Annotated in this window: 14 protein-coding genes; 9 read left to right on the top strand and 5 right to left on the bottom strand. The window is 58.5% G+C overall.

Annotated features, from left to right (window positions below; genetic code table 11):
* The first annotated feature begins 44 nt into the window (after positions 1–44).
* Positions 45–1,145 (top strand): glycine-betaine demethylase subunit GbcB, encoded by a 1,101-nt coding sequence (gene gbcB, locus RHM68_RS23415; RefSeq protein ID WP_322219353.1) that lies wholly within the window; start codon positions 45–47, stop codon positions 1,143–1,145.
* Positions 1,146–1,789: 644 nt separating this feature from the next.
* Here the strand turns inward: gbcB and RHM68_RS23410 are convergent.
* Together RHM68_RS23410 and RHM68_RS23405 are read right to left on the bottom strand one after the other, a co-directional pair.
* The gene (locus RHM68_RS23410) at positions 1,790–2,323 is read right to left on the bottom strand and encodes an REP-associated tyrosine transposase (protein ID WP_322219351.1); all 534 of its coding nucleotides are present in this window, start codon (positions 2,321–2,323) and stop codon (positions 1,790–1,792) included.
* Between the two features lie 152 nt (positions 2,324–2,475).
* A complete protein-coding gene (locus RHM68_RS23405; protein ID WP_322219349.1) occupies positions 2,476–3,516 on the bottom strand; it encodes a low specificity L-threonine aldolase in 1,041 nt (346 codons plus the stop codon).
* Between the two features lie 131 nt (positions 3,517–3,647).
* Here RHM68_RS23405 and RHM68_RS23400 point away from each other — a divergent pair, with 131 nt between their 5' ends.
* The 8 genes from RHM68_RS23400 (at position 3,648) to fdhA (ending at position 13,516) form a co-directional block, all read left to right on the top strand.
* The gene (locus RHM68_RS23400; RefSeq protein WP_322219347.1) at positions 3,648–4,364 is read left to right on the top strand and encodes a TraX family protein; all 717 of its coding nucleotides are present in this window, start codon (positions 3,648–3,650) and stop codon (positions 4,362–4,364) included.
* Between the two features lie 283 nt (positions 4,365–4,647).
* Positions 4,648–5,901 (top strand): serine hydroxymethyltransferase, encoded by a 1,254-nt coding sequence (glyA, locus tag RHM68_RS23395; protein ID WP_322219345.1) that lies wholly within the window; start codon positions 4,648–4,650, stop codon positions 5,899–5,901.
* 23 nt (positions 5,902–5,924) lie between these two features.
* On the top strand, positions 5,925–7,175 hold the full coding sequence (locus RHM68_RS23390; RefSeq protein ID WP_007947735.1) for a sarcosine oxidase subunit beta: 1,251 nt from the start codon (positions 5,925–5,927) through the stop codon (positions 7,173–7,175).
* A 15-nt stretch (positions 7,176–7,190) separates the two neighbouring features.
* Positions 7,191–7,520, top strand: coding sequence for a sarcosine oxidase subunit delta (locus RHM68_RS23385; protein WP_322219338.1), 330 nt, complete (start codon positions 7,191–7,193; stop codon positions 7,518–7,520).
* Entirely contained in the window at positions 7,517–10,534 is a 3,018-nt protein-coding gene (locus RHM68_RS23380; RefSeq protein WP_322219336.1) for a sarcosine oxidase subunit alpha, read from the top strand. The genes RHM68_RS23385 and RHM68_RS23380 overlap by 4 nt, the downstream gene beginning before the upstream one ends.
* A 136-nt stretch (positions 10,535–10,670) precedes the next feature.
* Complete coding sequence (locus RHM68_RS23375; protein ID WP_322219334.1) at positions 10,671–11,303, top strand: sarcosine oxidase subunit gamma; 633 nt, start codon at positions 10,671–10,673, stop codon at positions 11,301–11,303.
* A 22-nt stretch (positions 11,304–11,325) separates the two neighbouring features.
* Positions 11,326–12,183, top strand: a complete 858-nt coding sequence (gene purU, locus RHM68_RS23370) for a formyltetrahydrofolate deformylase (RefSeq protein WP_322219332.1) — start codon at positions 11,326–11,328, stop codon at positions 12,181–12,183.
* Between the two features lie 133 nt (positions 12,184–12,316).
* A complete protein-coding gene (fdhA, locus tag RHM68_RS23365) occupies positions 12,317–13,516 on the top strand; it encodes a formaldehyde dehydrogenase, glutathione-independent (RefSeq protein WP_322219331.1) in 1,200 nt (399 codons plus the stop codon).
* 779 nt (positions 13,517–14,295) lie between these two features.
* On the opposite strand, the gene RHM68_RS23360 is transcribed toward fdhA, so the two are convergent.
* From RHM68_RS23360 to RHM68_RS23350, 3 genes are all read right to left on the bottom strand, one after another.
* Positions 14,296–14,643 (bottom strand): hypothetical protein, encoded by a 348-nt coding sequence (locus RHM68_RS23360; RefSeq protein WP_322219329.1) that lies wholly within the window; start codon positions 14,641–14,643, stop codon positions 14,296–14,298.
* Between the two features lie 157 nt (positions 14,644–14,800).
* Positions 14,801–15,475 (bottom strand): anti-sigma factor domain-containing protein, encoded by a 675-nt coding sequence (locus RHM68_RS23355; RefSeq protein ID WP_322219327.1) that lies wholly within the window; start codon positions 15,473–15,475, stop codon positions 14,801–14,803.
* Positions 15,472–16,113: a sigma-70 family RNA polymerase sigma factor gene (locus RHM68_RS23350; protein ID WP_322219326.1), complete on the bottom strand. Its 642-nt coding sequence runs from the start codon at positions 16,111–16,113 to the stop codon at positions 15,472–15,474. Before RHM68_RS23350 ends, RHM68_RS23355 begins: the two co-directional genes overlap by 4 nt.
* Positions 16,114–16,132 lie beyond the last annotated feature (19 nt).

Raw genomic sequence — 16,132 nt, 5'->3', positions numbered from 1 at the left:
CAGAATCGCCAACATAAGGCCGACCTTCGGCAGTGGAGAACAGCATGTCCAATAGCTTCCTGAATCCGGTAACCACCCAGACCTGGGCCAATGGTCGACACGTCGTCCGTTGCGTCAAAGTCATCCAGGAAACCTGGGACGTGCGCACCTTCTGCTTTATGGCTGATCAGCCCATCATGTTCTTCTTCAAACCGGGGCAGTTCGTCACCCTGGAGCTTGAAATCGACGGCGTGCCGATCATGCGTTCGTACACCATTTCCAGCTCGCCGTCGGTGCCATACAGCTTTTCGGTGACCATCAAGCGCGTGCCAGGCGGCAAGGTCTCCAACTGGTTGCACGACAACCTGCATGAAGGCCAAGAGCTTGCGGTACATGGTCCGGTTGGGCTGTTCAATGCCATGGACTTCACCGCGCCGAAGGTGCTGTACCTCAGCGGTGGCGTCGGAATCACGCCAGTCATGTCCATGACGCGTTGGTTCTACGACACCAATGGCAACGTTGACATGGTGTTTATCCACAGCGCCCGTTCGCCCAAAGACATCATTTACCACCGCGAGCTAGAGCACATGGCCTCGCGGATCGACAACTTCAGCCTGCACCTGATCTGCGAAAAGCATGGCCTCGGAGAGCCTTGGGCCGGTTATCGCGGTTATCTGAACCACAAAATGCTTGAACTGATGGCGCCGGACTTCCTTGAGCGTGAGGTCTTCTGCTGCGGCCCGACTCCCTACATGAACGCGGTCAAACGCATGCTCGAAGCGGCGGGTTTCGACATGGCCCGGTATCACGAGGAGTCTTTCGGTGCGACGCCACCGGAAGCCCGCGCCGATGCCGTGGAGCAAGCCGAAATCGCCGCAGACGCACCGGAAGTCGACGTGGCGGACCTGCATCAGGTGGAATTCACCGCGTCCGGCAAGAGCATTCGTGTGGCGCCGGGTGAGACCGTGCATGCGGCGGCGGCCAAGCTCGGCTTGCTGATTCCGAAAGCCTGCGGGATGGGGATCTGCGGCACGTGCAAGGTGATGAAGCTGGGTGGTGAGGTCGAGATGGACCACAACGGCGGGATCACCGAGGAAGACGAGGCCGAAGGATTTATTTTGTCGTGCTGCAGCGTGCCGAAGGGCGACGTGCGCATCGAGTTCTAACAGCATCTAACTCGCACCTTGAAACAGCCAAGGCGCGCGGCACGGTTGATTGATCCCACGCGGAGCATGGGAACGAGCCCAGGTGTGCGTCACGGTTGATTGATCGTTCCCACGCTCTGCGTGGGAATGCAGCCGGTGACGCTCTGCGTCACAGCAATGCCCGGCATTACTTCGGCGTGGAGATCGGAACGCGGAGCGTCCCCAGAGGCGTTCCCACGCGGAGCATGGGAACGAGCCGAGGTGCGCGGCACGGTTGATTGATCCCACGCGGAGCATGGGAACGAGGCCCAGGTGTGCGTCACGGTTGATTGATCGTTCCCACGCTCTGCGTGGGAATGCAGCCGGTGACGCTCTGCGTCACAGCAATGCCCGGCATTACTTCGGCGTGGAGATCGGAACGCGGAGCGTCCCCAGAGGCGTTCCCACGCGGAGCATGGGAACGAGCCGAGGTGCGCGGCATGGTTGATTGATCCCACGCGGAGCATGGGAACGAGGCCCAGGTGTGCGTCACGGTTGATTGATCGTTCCCACGCTCTGCGTGGGAATGCAGCCGGTGACGCTCTGCGTCACAGCAATGCCCGGCATTACTTCGGCGTGGAGATCGGAACGCGGAACGTCCCCAGGCGCAGGGGAATGATTACATGTCAGTCCCACCGTTGAATCTCAACCAGGCCTTTCATACCTGCGTAATCCCGGGCGCTTGAGTACCTCCAGTGCTCCGGCAAATCTACATACCCGCGCTTCACCGGATTGTAGTGAATGTAATCCAGTTTCTGGCGCATCACCGTTTCGCTGTACACCATTTCCGCATGCGAACCTTCCTGCCACAACTGATATACCCGATCCTGCTTGTGCGCGCGCTTGCTAAAGCGCAGTCGCTGCAATGTGCGTTCTGCACCTTTGCTTTGCAGGTCGTCGATGATTTTTCGGGCGGTAAAGGATTTGAACTGTCTGACGCATTTACCCAGGTCTGGGGCTTGTGCGACGAAGTGCAGATGGTTTTCCAGCACGACATAGCCGTAAAGCCGCAAGTTCTGATGAGTTTGTTGATAGCGCCAGCTGTTGAGCAGGTGATCAACGATATAAGGCCGGACGAACAGCGGAAGCCATTCCATGAGGGTGCAAGTGAGAAAGTGGGGCTTGTCGGGTTCGGTGAGGGTGTAGCGGCTTCGGCCCATGGACGCATTCCTTTGCAATGGAATGACCAGGGTGAGCGGGTTCGCTGGGGACGCCTAGCGGACAGCGCCGCGAAGTAAGTGGGAAATGGCGACACACCACCACTGATCGTTCCCACCGCTATGTGCGGGAACGATCCTCAGGGCGGGCTGGATCAGGCGCTCATCACTTCGCGAATGTCCGACGCCAATTCCCTTACGCGCTCTTCTTCGGTGTCCCACGAGCACATGAAGCGTGCGCCGCCGTTGCCGATGAAGGTGTAGAAGCGCCAGCCTTTGGCGGTCAGCGCGGCGATGGCCGGTTCTGACAGTTGCAGGAAGACGCCGTTGGCCTGGACCGGAAACATCAGTTCCACGCCTGGGATGTCGCTCACCAGTTCTGCCAGCAACTGCGCGCAGCTATTGGCGTGCCTGGCGTATTTGAGCCAAGCCTGGTTTTCCAGAATCCCGACCCACGGTGCCGAGAGGAAGCGCATTTTCGAGGCCAACTGCCCGGCCTGCTTGCAGCGGTAATCGAAGTCTTCGGCGAGTTTGTGGTTGAAAAACAAAATTGCTTCACCCACCGCCATGCCGTTTTTCGTACCGCCAAAGCACAAGACATCGACACCGGCCTTCCAGGTCAGGTCTGCGGGTGTGCAGCCAAGGAATGCGCAAGCGTTGGAGAACCGTGCGCCGTCCATGTGCAGGTTCAGGCCCAGTTCTTTGCACGTGGCGCTGATGGCACGGATTTCTTCGGGGGTGTAGACGCTGCCGACTTCAGTGGCTTGAGTCAGGGTTACGACGCGAGGTTTGGGGTAGTGGATGTCCTGACGCTTGAGGGCGATTTCGCGGATCGACTCCGGGGTCAGCTTGCCATTTTCGGTGCGGGCGACGAGCAATTTTGAACCGTTGGAGAAAAACTCCGGCGCGCCGCATTCGTCGGTTTCGACGTGGGCGGTTTCCGAACAGATCACGCTGTGGTAACTCTGGCACAGCGACGACAGGGCCAGCGAGTTGGCGGCTGTGCCGTTGAAGGCGAAGAACACTTCGCAGTCGGTTTCGAACAGTTTGCGGAAATCGTCGGACGCGCGATGGGTCCATTCGTCGTCGCCATAAGCGCGTTGGTGGCCATGGTTGGCCTGTTCCATGGCCGCCCAGGCTTCAGGGCAGATACCGGAATAGTTGTCGCTGGCAAATTGTTGGCTCTTGTCGGTCATGGCCGGATTCCGTGTTCAAAACTCCTATGGTGAAGAGTTTTGTGGTCGATGATGCTGCGCACTTTACCGAAGATCATCCGTAGAGCACACGCGATGTGCCTGTCAGAAAAATACAGAGTTCTTAGGCAATTATGCACATGACCCAAAGAGACGGCGCGCTGGACCTGCTGAAGTGGCTGGCGTTGCTGAGTATGGTGCTCGATCACCTTCGATATATCGGTTATTCCCTCGATTGGCTCTATGTGCCGGGGAGGCTGGCGTTTCCGTGGTTCTGCCTGGCGATGGCGGCGAACCTGTCGCGAGCGGGTGAAGTGACGACCCGTGGTCAGTGGCGCTATCTGGGGTTGTTGCTCCTGTTTAGCGCGCTGAGCGAAATCCCCTACCGCGTGTATGTCCCTGATCCCGGCACATTAAACGTCATGCCGACGCTGGCATTGGGCTTGTTGGTAGCGCGGGGCTGGCAGTCTCCGACGTTGCCCGCGCGCGTGCTAACGGTCGCTGCGGTGTTGCTGGCCTTGGTGTTCAGGGAGCAACTGATGTTCGGTTTTTTCGGCGTGCTGTTGCCGCTGGCAATGGTGCTGGTGATTCGTCGGCCCTGGTATTTCAGCCTGTTGCCAGGGCTGGTGTGCCTGGCAGCGAATCAATGGGCGGTGCTGTATGAGGCCGCGGAGTTCGGCAACCGCACAGCGAGCGCCGGCATCGCCGCGTGTCTGATGGCGCCACTGTTGGGACTGTTCTTGCTGCGACATGCCAAAAGCGTCAACCCGCTGCCGATGCGGCGTTGGGCGTATGCCCTCTATCCGCTGCATTTCCTGCTGTTGTTGCTCCTCCGTAAGCTCGCCGCCTGACCTGTGGGCGCGAGCCTGCTTGCGATAGCGGTGGGTCAGGCCGCATCAATGCGGGCTATGACGGCCTCATCGCGAGCAGGCTCGTCCTCACCAGGGATCGTCGGCGCTTCGGGGATCGTGTCTGACCAGCCATTTCAACCCATGTCGTAAACGCACCTTTGCGTGGCGTCCATAGGCATTTGGTCTGTTTGCGCCGGTCATACCATCGTGTCCATTGGGCACTGCGCAAACGTAAGTGCCTCACCGAGACGAAAGGCGCACCACCGCCGCTGGGAGAGATGCGATGTTCAGCAAGCAAGACCAGATTCAGGGTTACGACGATGCACTGCTGGCGGCGATGAATGCCGAGGAGCAACGCCAGGAAGATCACATCGAGCTGATCGCGTCAGAGAACTACACCAGCAAACGTGTTATGCAAGCGCAAGGCAGTGGCCTGACCAACAAATACGCTGAAGGTTATCCGGGCAAGCGCTACTACGGCGGCTGCGAGCACGTCGACAAGGTCGAAGCCCTGGCCATTGAGCGGGCCAAGCAGCTGTTTGGTGCTGACTATGCAAACGTCCAGCCACACTCCGGCAGCCAGGCGAACGCCGCGGTGTACCTCGCGTTGTTGAACGCAGGCGATACCGTGCTGGGCATGAGTCTGGCCCACGGCGGTCACCTGACCCACGGTGCCAAAGTCAGTTTCTCCGGCAAACTCTACAACGCCGTGCAGTACGGCATTAATACCGACACTGGCCTGATCGACTATGACGACGTCGAGCGCCTGGCGGTGGAACACAAGCCGAAAATGATCATCGCCGGTTTCTCGGCGTACTCGAAGACCCTCGACTTCCCGCGTTTCCGTCAGATCGCGGACAAGGTTGGCGCCTACCTGTTTGTCGATATGGCCCATGTCGCCGGTCTGGTCGCTGCCGGTCTGTACCCGAACCCGCTGCCGTATGCCGACGTGGTCACTACCACCACCCATAAAACCCTGCGCGGTCCACGGGGCGGCCTGATCCTGGCCAAGGCCAACGAAGAGTTGGAAAAGAAATTCAACTCCGCCGTGTTCCCCGGCGGCCAGGGCGGCCCGCTGATGCACGTGATCGCCGGTAAGGCGGTGTGCTTCAAGGAAGCGCTGGAGCCAGGTTTCAAGGCTTATCAACAGCAAGTGATCGACAACGCTCAGGCCATGGCCGGCATTTTTATCAAACGCGGCTACGATGTAGTGTCCGGCGGGACTGACAACCATTTGTTTCTGGTCAGCCTGATCCGCCAGGGCCTCACCGGCAAAGAAGCGGACGCCGCCCTCGGTCGCGCCCACATCACCGTGAACAAGAACGCGGTGCCGAACGATCCGCAGTCTCCGTTCGTGACCTCAGGCCTGCGCATCGGCACCCCGGCGGTGACCACCCGCGGCTTTAAAGTCACCCAGTGTACTGAGCTGGCGGGCTGGATCTGCGACATCCTCGACAACCTCGGCGACGCCGATGTCGAGGCCAATGTCGCCAAGCACGTGGCAGCCCTGTGCGCAGACTTCCCGGTTTATCGCTGAGCGCGGTTTTGGAGTAAATGACTATGCAACGCTATTCAGGCTTCGGCCTCTTCAAACACTCCCTCAGCCATCACGAAAACTGGCAGAAAATGTGGCGCACGCCGACCCCGAAAAAGGTCTATGACGTGGTCATTGTCGGCGGTGGTGGGCATGGTCTCGCCACGGCTTACTACCTCGCCAAGGAGCACGGCATCACCAATGTCGCGGTGGTCGAAAAAGGCTGGCTGGGCGGCGGTAACACCGCGCGCAACACCACCATCGTTCGTTCCAACTACCTGTGGGACGAGTCGGCGCACCTCTACGAACACGCGATGAAACTGTGGGAAGGCCTGTCCCAGGACCTGAACTACAACGTGATGTTCTCTCAGCGCGGCGTCTACAACTTGTGCCACACCTTGCAAGACATTCGTGATTCCGAGCGTCGGGTCAGCGCCAACCGCCTTAATGGCGTAGACGGTGAACTGCTTGATGCCAAGCAAGTGGCCGACGAGATTCCGTACCTCGATTGCTCAAAAAATACTCGCTACCCGGTAATGGGCGCGACCGTTCAGCGCCGTGGCGGCGTCGCCCGTCACGATGCCGTGGCCTGGGGCTTTGCCCGTGCCGCCGACGCCTTGGGCGTGGACTTGATCCAGCAGACCGAAGTGATCGGTTTCCGCAAGGAAAACGGCGTGTGCATCGGCGTTGAAACCAACAAGGGCTTCATCGGCGCCAAGCGTGTCGGTGTGGTCACTGCCGGTAACTCCGGGCACATGGCCAAACTCGCCGGTTTCCGTTTGCCGATCGAATCCCACCCGCTGCAAGCGCTGGTGTCCGAGCCGATCAAGCCGATTATCGACAGCGTGATCATGTCCAACGCCGTACACGGTTACATCAGCCAGTCCGACAAGGGCGACCTGGTGATCGGCGCCGGTATCGACGGCTATAACGGTTACGGTCAACGCGGCTCATACCCGGTGATCGAGCACACCATTCAGGCCATCGTCGAGATGTTTCCGGTGTTGTCCCGTGTGCGCATGAACCGGCAGTGGGGCGGCATCGTCGACACCACGCCGGACGCCTGCCCGATCATCTCGAAAACCCCGGTGCCCAATATGTTCTTCAACTGCGGTTGGGGCACTGGTGGTTTCAAAGCGACACCTGGCTCGGGCAACGTCTTTGCCGCGAGCCTGGCCAAGGGTGAAATGCACCCATTGGCGGCCCCTTTCTCCATCGACCGTTTCCACAACGGTGCGCTGATCGACGAACACGGCGCTGCGGCTGTCGCCCACTAACAGGAGAAATTTCCTATGTTGCATATCTTCTGTCCTCACTGCGTTGAGCTGCGCTCCGAAGAGGAGTTTCACGCCTCCGGTCAGGCCCACATCCCGCGTCCACTGGACCCGACGACCTGCACCGACGAGGAGTGGGGCGACTACATGTTCTTCCGCGATAACCCGCGCGGTTTGCATCACGAACTGTGGATTCACGCCGCCGGCTGCCGTCAATACTTCAACGCCACCCGTGACACCGTGACCTACGAGATTCTCGAAACCTACAAGATCGGCGCCAAGCCGCAGTTCACCGACAAGGCTGACGGTCCGAAAGCGGCCGCGACGGCGCTGGGAGATAAGGTATGAGCCAGATCAATCGCCTGTCCAATGGCGGACGGATCGACCGCAACAAAGTGCTGAGCTTTACCTTCAACGGCCAAACCTATAAAGGCTTTGAGGGTGACAGCCTGGCCGCTGCACTGTTGGCCAACGGTGTCGACATCATTGGCCGTAGCTTCAAATATTCACGTCCACGCGGCATCTTCGCCGCCGGTGCCGAAGAGCCGAACGCGGTGTTGCAGATCGGTGCGACCGAAGCCACGCAAATCCCTAACGTGCGCGCCACGCAACAGGCGCTTTACCAAGGTTTGGTCGCCACCAGCACCAACGGGTGGCCGAGCGTGAACAACGACATGATGGGGATTCTCGGCAAGGTCGGCGGCAAGCTGATGCCGCCGGGCTTCTACTACAAAACCTTCATGTACCCGCAATCGTTCTGGATGACCTACGAGAAGTACATTCGTAAGGCCGCCGGTCTTGGCCGCTCGCCGACCGAGAACGATCCCGATACCTACGACTACATGAACCAGCATTGCGACGTGCTGATCGTCGGCGCCGGCCCCGCTGGCCTGGCTGCTGCATTGGCCGCTGCGCGCAGCGGTGCCCGGGTAATCCTGGCTGACGAGCAGGAAGAGTTCGGTGGCAGCTTGCTCGATTCCCGCGAAAGCCTCGACGGCAAACCGGCGGCCGAGTGGGTCGCCAGCGTTATCGCCGAACTCAAGGGCATCCCGGACGTGTTGCTGTTGCCTCGCGCCACGGTCAACGGCTACCACGACCATAACTTCCTGACCATTCACGAGCGCCTCACCGACCACCTCGGTGACCGCGCGCCGATTGGCCAGGTGCGTCAGCGCATCCACCGGGTCCGCGCCAAACGCGTGGTACTGGCGACCGGCGCGTGTGAGCGTCCGCTGGTGTACGGCAACAACGACGTGCCGGGCAACATGCTGGCTGGCGCTGTGTCCACTTACGTGCGTCGTTACGGCGTGGCACCAGGCAAAAAACTGGTGCTCTCGACCAACAACGACCACGCCTACCGCGTGGCGCTGGATTGGCTCGACGCCAGCCTGCAAGTGGTGGCCATCGCCGACGCCCGTAGCAATCCGCGCGGTGCGCTGGTTGAAGAAGCCCGCGCCAAAGGCATCCGCATCCTCACCGGCAGCGCCGTGATCGAGGCGCGTGGCACCAAACGCGTGACCGCTGCTCGCATTGCCGCGATTGATGTCAAAGGCCACGCGGTGACCAGTCCTGGCGAATGGCTCGATTGCGACCTCGTTGCCACGTCTGGCGGTTACAGCCCGGTGGTTCACCTGGCGTCGCACTTGGGCGGCAAGCCGACCTGGCGTGAAGACATTCTCGGTTTTGTACCGGGCGAAGCACCGCAGAAACGCGTGTGCGTCGGCGGTATCAATGGCGTTTACGGCCTCGGCGACTCTTTGGCTGATGGTTTCGAAGGCGGGGCACGCGCCGCCAGTGAAGCCGGTTTCGGCGTGGTTGAAGGCGTGTTGCCCAAAGCCCTGACTCGTCATGAAGAACCAACGCTGGCGCTGTTCCAGGTGCCGCATGAAAAAGCGACTGCACGGGCGCCGAAGCAATTCGTCGACCTGCAAAACGACGTTACCGCCGCCGCCATCGAACTGGCGACCCGCGAAGGTTTCGAATCGGTCGAGCACGTCAAACGCTACACCGCTCTGGGCTTCGGCACTGATCAGGGCAAGCTTGGCAACGTCAACGGTCTGGCCATTGCCGCCCGTTCGCTGAACGTAACCATCGCGCAGATGGGCACCACGATGTTCCGTCCGAACTACACCCCAGTGACGTTCGGCGCTGTGGCCGGTCGTCATTGCGGTCATATCTTCGAACCTGTGCGCTACACCGCGCTGCAAGCCTGGCACGTGAAAAACGGTGCCGAGTTTGAAGATGTCGGCCAGTGGAAGCGTCCTTGGTACTTCCCGAAAAACGGTGAAGACCTGCACACCGCGGTCAAACGCGAATGCAAAGCCGTGCGCGACAGCGTCGGCCTGCTGGACGCTTCGACCCTGGGCAAAATCGATATTCAAGGCCCGGATACGCGCGAGTTTCTCAACCGTATCTACACCAACGCCTGGACCAAACTCGATGTAGGTAAGGCGCGTTACGGCCTGATGTGCAAAGAAGACGGTATGGTTTTCGACGACGGTGTAACCGCTTGCCTCGCCGACAACCACTTCGTGATGACCACCACCACCGGTGGCGCGGCTCGCGTGCTGCAATGGCTGGAAATCTACCAACAGACCGAGTGGCCAGACCTGAAGGTGTACTTCACTTCCGTCACGGATCACTGGGCGACCATGACCTTGTCCGGGCCTAACAGCCGCAAGCTGCTCAGCGAAGTCACCGACATTGATTTGAGCAACGAAGCGTTCCCGTTCATGACCTGGAAAGAAGGCTTGGTCGGCGGTGTGCCGGCGCGGGTGTTCCGGATTTCGTTTACCGGTGAGCTGTCATACGAAGTCAACGTTCAGGCTGACTACGCGATGGGCGTGCTCGAAAAAATTGTCGAGGCCGGCAAGCCGTTCAACCTGACCCCGTATGGCACTGAAACCATGCACGTGCTGCGAGCCGAGAAGGGTTTCATCATCGTCGGGCAGGACACTGACGGGTCAATGACGCCTGATGACTTGAACATGGGCTGGTGTGTGGGGCGCACTAAACCGTTTTCATGGATCGGCCAGCGCGGGATGAACCGTGAGGACTGCGTGCGTGATCAACGCAAGCAACTGGTGGGCCTGAAGCCACTCGATCCGAACGTTTGGTTGCCGGAAGGTGCGCAGTTGGTGTTCAACCCCAAGCAAGCGATTCCGATGGCGATGGTTGGCCATGTGACCTCCAGCTACGCACACAACTCACTCGGTTACTCGTTTGCGATGGGCGTGGTGAAGGGCGGCTTGAAGCGCATCGGTGAGCGCGTGTTCGCGCCGTTGGCCGACGGCAGCGTGATCGAGGCGGAAATCGTTTCTTCGGTGTTCTTCGATCCAAAAGGTGATCGCCAGAACATCTGACACTGATCGTTCCCACGTCGAGGCGGCGAACCGTCTGCGTGGGAAGTCATTCCGGGACGCTTCGCGTCCCAAGAGCGTCCATGGCGGCATTCCCACGCAGTGTGGGAACGATCAACGAATTCAGGAAAGGTGCTTTATGACCGTAGCCAATGTTTACCAACAACGCCCAACCACTGGGGCCAAGGCCGAGTCGTCGCTGCATCATGCCGACCTCGCCAGCCTGGTGGGCAAGGGTCGAAAAAACGCCGGCGTGATCGTGCGTGAAAAGAAACTCCTCGGTCATCTGACAATTCGTGGCGACGGCCACGACGCCGCGTTTGCTGCCGGCGTACACCAGGCACTGGGCATTGAATTGCCGTGCGCGCTGAGCGTCATTGTCAAAGGCGAAACCAGTCTGCAATGGATGGGGCCGGATGAGTGGCTACTGATTGTGCCGGGCGGTGAAGAGTTCGCCGCCGAGCAGAAACTGCGTGAAGCGCTGGGCGAATTGCACATTCAAATTGTCAACGTCAGCGGAGGCCAACAGATCCTCGAACTGAGCGGGCCGAATGTGCGCCAGGTATTGATGAAGTCCACCAGCTATGACGTACATCCCAACAGCTTTCCGGTGGGCAAAGCGGTGGGTACGGTGTTTGCCAAGTCGCAATTGGTGATCCGCCACACCGCCGAAGACACGTGGGAGCTGCTGATTCGTCGCAGCTTCTCGGACTACTGGTGGTTGTGGTTGCAGGATGCTGCCGCCGAATACGGCCTTAGCGTTCAAGCGTGACAGCCAGAGGAGAGACACGACGATGAGCCGCGCCCCAGACACATGGATTCTGACTGCCGACTGCCCCAGTGTGCTCGGCACTGTGGACGCGGTAACCCGCTTTCTGTTCGAGCAGGGCTGCTATGTCACCGAGCACCATTCCTTCGATGACCGGCTCTCGGGTCGTTTTTTTATTCGCGTTGAATTCCGTCAGCCAGACGGCTTCGACGAGCAAGCGTTCCGCGCCGGTCTTGCAGAACGCGGCCAGGCCTTTGGCATGATTTTCGAGCTGACCGCGCCGAACTATCGGCCAAAAGTGGTGATCATGGTCTCCAAGGCCGATCATTGCCTCAACGATTTGCTCTACCGTCAGCGCATCGGCCAGTTGTCGATGGACGTCGCCGCTGTGGTTTCCAACCACCCTGATCTCAAGCCGTTGGCGGACTGGCACCAGATTCCGTACTACCATTTTCCCCTGGACCCAAACGACAAACCGTCGCAAGAGCGCCAGGTGTTGCAGGTGATCGAAGCGTCCGGCGCCGAACTGGTGATCCTTGCCCGTTACATGCAAGTCCTGTCGCCTGAGTTGTGCCGCAAACTCGACGGCAAGGCGATCAATATTCACCACTCCCTGTTGCCCGGCTTCAAGGGCGCCAAGCCGTATCATCAGGCTTATAACAAGGGCGTGAAACTGGTCGGTGCCACGGCGCATTACATCAATAACGATCTGGATGAAGGCCCGATCATCGCCCAAGGCGTTGAGGTGGTGGACCACAGTCATTACCCCGAAGATCTGATCGCCAAAGGGCGGGATATCGAAGGGCAGACGTTGGCCCGGGCCGTTGGGTATCACATTGAGCGACGGGTGTTTCTGAACGCCAATCGCACCGTCGTCCTTTAGATCGTCATTGCGGGCTTGCCCGCGGTGTGGCCCTGACCAACAACACAAGACACAAGCACTAACCCGAGCAATCAACGCGCCGCCGCTCCATGGCGACGCGAGCGCTACATAAAAATAACAGCGAGGTGAAAGCATGTCTGGCAATCGTGGAGTGGTGTATCTCGGTAATGGCAAGGTCGAAGTACAGAAAATCGACTATCCAAAAATGCAGGACCCGCGCGGCAGGAAGATTGAACACGCCGTCATCCTGCGCGTGGTTTCCACCAATATTTGTGGTTCCGATCAACACATGGTGCGTGGACGCACGACTGCGCAAACCGGTTTGGTGTTGGGGCACGAGATCACTGGTGAAGTGATCGAAAAGGGCAGTGACGTCGAAAATCTGCAAATCGGCGACCTGGTGTCCGTACCGTTCAACGTCGCGTGCGGGCGCTGTCGCTCCTGTAAGGAAATGCACACCGGTGTTTGCCTGAGTGTGAACCCGGCGCGTCCGGGCGGTGCTTATGGTTACGTCGATATGGGCGACTGGACCGGTGGCCAGGCTGAGTACGCGCTGGTGCCGTATGCCGACTTCAACCTGTTGAAACTGCCGGATCGCGACCGGGCAATGGAAAAAATCCGTGACCTGACCTGCCTCTCCGACATTCTGCCTACCGGTTACCACGGCGCCGTGACGGCGGGCGTTGGCCCTGGCAGTACCGTGTACATCGCCGGTGCTGGCCCGGTCGGTCTGGCCGCTGCAGCTTCCGCTCGCCTGTTGGGCGCGGCGGTGGTGATCATCGGTGACGTTAACCCAGTGCGCCTGGCTCACGCCAAGGCTCAGGGGTTTGAAATCGCCGACTTGTCCACGGACACCCCGCTGCATGAGCAGATTGCTGCACTGTTGGGCGAGCCGGAAGTTGACTGCGCGGTTGACGCGGTAGGCTTTGAAGCGCGTGGTCACGGGCATGACGGTGTGAAGCACGAAGCACCGGCCACCGTACTGAACTCACTGATGGGCGTGGTGCGGGTCGCCGGCAAAATCGGTATCCCTGGCCTCTATGTCACTGAAGATCCGGGTGCTGTGGATGCCGCCGCGAAAATGGGCAGCCTGAGCATTCGTTTCGGCCTGGGCTGGGCTAAATCCCATAGCTTCCACACTGGCCAGACGCCGGTGATGAAGTACAACCGTCAACTGATGCAGGCCATCATGTGGGACCGCATCCACATTGCCGACATCGTCGGCGTGGAGGTCATCAGTCTTGATGACGCACCTCGTGGTTACGGCGAATTCGATGCGGGCGTGCCGAAGAAGTTTGTGATTGACCCGCACAAAATGTTCAGCGCGGCGTAACGCTTCATGCAATAAAAAACGGCGACCCGAGGGTCGCCGTTTTTTATTGCCATGTTGATTTTGCGTATTGAGGGTTATAGGGCCATTTAAAAAGCTTATTTTGATTATGTAGATCATGTTTTTTTCATTCTGATGTGATTGCTCTGTGAGTGATGTAATTCATCCTTCTCTTCACGGTAGGTTTTTTGTGAGCGAGCAATCTTTCCGGGTTGACAGTATTTGAATTTTTTTAGCGATAAAGGTAATCCGCCGAGAATTAAATTCTGCGTAAAATTTGTATGGAGTGGTAAATGATTCTCCATTCAACTCTATTGCCTACTGAATAATCAGACTTTAGATGGTTGTAAGAAGTAACGTTCCGGCCTCCATCATCAGGCGTAATGACGAATGAGTATCTGCTCGATGCGGATTTGTAATCAACTTGTTTAATCGTTCCAAGGAGAATTAATGTAGTGGCCATGTTTGTTCTCCTTTGTTTTATTAGTGCTTTTTGGTTAGACAGCTTGGAACGTTGTGGTCGTTTACCAAGCTTCGGTTAATAGTCGTGGATTTTAGTAGGGTTGACTACTGTCAGAGTTGACAGGTGATAAGGCTAATCAGGAATAATTTCTATTGATTTATATCGATACTGCTTATAAGTCTTTTTGAGGCCTGATCACAGCACGTGCGCTGCCGGCGTGCCGAAGAAGTTTGTGATCGACCCGCACACGATGTTTGGCGCGACCGAGGGCTTCACGCTGTGCAAAACGGCGAACTTAGGATCGCCGTTTTCCATTCAACTATTGTGCGATCAGTTTCAGGTAGGGCGTTGAGGTGCCATTCTTGGTACCACTATAACTGCAGGTCGTTTTCCCATCCTTCTCGGAAACGCTTTCTGGCTTAAGGCCGTATTTATCCTCCAGAAAGGTATCGTCGGTCCCCAACGCTTCTCCTTTCCAGTTTTTACCCCCGGTACTGGCGGTGTAATTGAAGCCTTCGTTGAAGGGGGCAGGTATTTGCGGGTCAGAACTTTTGTACGCCGTAGCTTTGATGTCGGATGGTTTAGGGCAACCGCTGATGTCAGCTGCATAGGCATTACCCATCAAGACACTCAGTACCAGCATCCCGGCTGCTATTTTGATTTGCATGAACATGTACTCCCTTACGTAATTGGAGCGTTCATACTGGAGAATATTCAAGTGGGCAGCTACTGTCGTTTATGACAGTTTTATAGTTGTATTCGAAATAACCGAAAGCCCGGTTATTGCGCGAGCGATTAGACGAAGAGCAAATTTCGTTCTTGCCTTACAACGCCGCCAGCGCCCCTTGATACAACACCGGCCCTGTCGGCTGCCCGGTCGGTGAGCCGCCCTTCGGCTCAAGGCTGATCGCCAATGTAACCGGCTTGTCGATCAACACCTTCTGCGCGTCGCTCAACTCAACCTTGCCTGTGCCTCCCGCCGGTATCACCCCAAGGGAAATCGGCTTGCCGTCCGCCGGGATCGCCCACAGCTCCAGGCTGCGTCCCGGATCAACTGCGGCCAACGTCAGCGGCTCGACGCTCAGGTAATTCTTGTGCGCTTCAACTTTTAGCGCAGGCTGTGCATCGGCGCTGAGCATGGTGGCGCTGTAACGAGGTTCATCGCGGTTGTAGAGCACGCCGAGGAACGCAACCACCACCAGCGAGCAGACGGTTGCCGTGATCCGCATCCAGTTCCAGAAGGAACGCTTCTCTGGTACGTGCAGCACTTGGGGTTCGATCCGCGCCGTAATGGCCTGCCACACGCGATCGGGCACCGGTTGTGCGGACAGTACGTCGGTCAGGCTGGCGAGGCTGTGTTGCCAATTGGCCAGTTCCGCACGCAGCGCCGCGTCTTCGAGCAGCAACTGTTCAAAGCGTCGGCGAGCGGCCGCGGACATCAAGCCTATGGCGTAGTCGGCAGCCAGGGCGCGGCGCAAGGGCGGGGTTTGATAGTTCATGATTCAAGGCACCTGCGCAGGCGCTCCATGCCGCGACGTATCCAGGATTTTACCGAACCCAGAGGGGCGGCCAGATGGTCGGCCAGTTCAGAGCACGACAGCCCCTGAAAGTACGCCACGGTAATTGATTGACGCTGCATGTCCTCAAGGCTTTCCAGGCACTGGTTCAGGGCTCTGGCCTCGCGGGCGCTGCTTAATTGTTCGTGGGCCGAGGGACTTTCATCCTCCAGCGCCTGTTCTTCAAGCTCGGTCAATGGCCGGTCGCGCTGTTTGCGCAACTGGTCGATGGCTTGGTTGCGGGTGATGTTGATCATCCAGGTCAGGGGTGCCGACAAGTGCGATTCGTAGCGTGAAGCGTTGTTCCAGATGCGCACGAAACTTTCCTGAACCACCTCTTCCGCCAAGTCGGGTCGGCCCATGCAGCGCAAGGCCACACCATGCAGCCGAGGGCTGACGCTGCGGTAAAGCGTTTCGAAGGCGCGTCGATTACCCAGTGAACACTGGGCCAGAAGCTGTCTGAGCTGATCGGCGTCGGCGATGGAAATAACGGTTCTCCGAACAATCGAGGATGAAATGGGCTGCGTGCGGTGCCGGTTGCAGGCAGAGGTTAGTTCACGGCGCGCAGTTGTTCCATTCATGAAAGGTCACCTCGGGAAA

It is taken from the genome of Pseudomonas sp. DC1.2, assembly GCF_034351645.1.
In the GTDB taxonomy this organism is placed as follows: domain Bacteria; phylum Pseudomonadota; class Gammaproteobacteria; order Pseudomonadales; family Pseudomonadaceae; genus Aquipseudomonas.
Note: the sequence above shows the minus strand (reverse complement) of the source record. Positions and strands in the feature narration are given on the sequence as shown.

What these genes read in the sequence shown, in the direction of transcription:
- gbcB (WP_322219353.1), top strand. Translation starts at nt 45, where the DNA reads ATGTCCAATAGCTTCCTGAATCCGGTAACCACCCAGACCTGGGCCAAT.
- RHM68_RS23410 (WP_322219351.1), bottom strand. Translation starts at nt 2,323, where the DNA reads ATGGGCCGAAGCCGCTACACCCTCACCGAACCCGACAAGCCCCACTTT.
- RHM68_RS23405 (WP_322219349.1), bottom strand. Translation starts at nt 3,516, where the DNA reads ATGACCGACAAGAGCCAACAATTTGCCAGCGACAACTATTCCGGTATC.
- RHM68_RS23400 (WP_322219347.1), top strand. Translation starts at nt 3,648, where the DNA reads ATGCACATGACCCAAAGAGACGGCGCGCTGGACCTGCTGAAGTGGCTG.
- glyA (WP_322219345.1), top strand. Translation starts at nt 4,648, where the DNA reads ATGTTCAGCAAGCAAGACCAGATTCAGGGTTACGACGATGCACTGCTG.
- RHM68_RS23390 (WP_007947735.1), top strand. Translation starts at nt 5,925, where the DNA reads ATGCAACGCTATTCAGGCTTCGGCCTCTTCAAACACTCCCTCAGCCAT.
- RHM68_RS23385 (WP_322219338.1), top strand. Translation starts at nt 7,191, where the DNA reads ATGTTGCATATCTTCTGTCCTCACTGCGTTGAGCTGCGCTCCGAAGAG.
- RHM68_RS23380 (WP_322219336.1), top strand. Translation starts at nt 7,517, where the DNA reads ATGAGCCAGATCAATCGCCTGTCCAATGGCGGACGGATCGACCGCAAC.
- RHM68_RS23375 (WP_322219334.1), top strand. Translation starts at nt 10,671, where the DNA reads ATGACCGTAGCCAATGTTTACCAACAACGCCCAACCACTGGGGCCAAG.
- purU (WP_322219332.1), top strand. Translation starts at nt 11,326, where the DNA reads ATGAGCCGCGCCCCAGACACATGGATTCTGACTGCCGACTGCCCCAGT.
- fdhA (WP_322219331.1), top strand. Translation starts at nt 12,317, where the DNA reads ATGTCTGGCAATCGTGGAGTGGTGTATCTCGGTAATGGCAAGGTCGAA.
- RHM68_RS23360 (WP_322219329.1), bottom strand. Translation starts at nt 14,643, where the DNA reads ATGCAAATCAAAATAGCAGCCGGGATGCTGGTACTGAGTGTCTTGATG.
- RHM68_RS23355 (WP_322219327.1), bottom strand. Translation starts at nt 15,475, where the DNA reads ATGAACTATCAAACCCCGCCCTTGCGCCGCGCCCTGGCTGCCGACTAC.
- RHM68_RS23350 (WP_322219326.1), bottom strand. Translation starts at nt 16,113, where the DNA reads ATGAATGGAACAACTGCGCGCCGTGAACTAACCTCTGCCTGCAACCGG.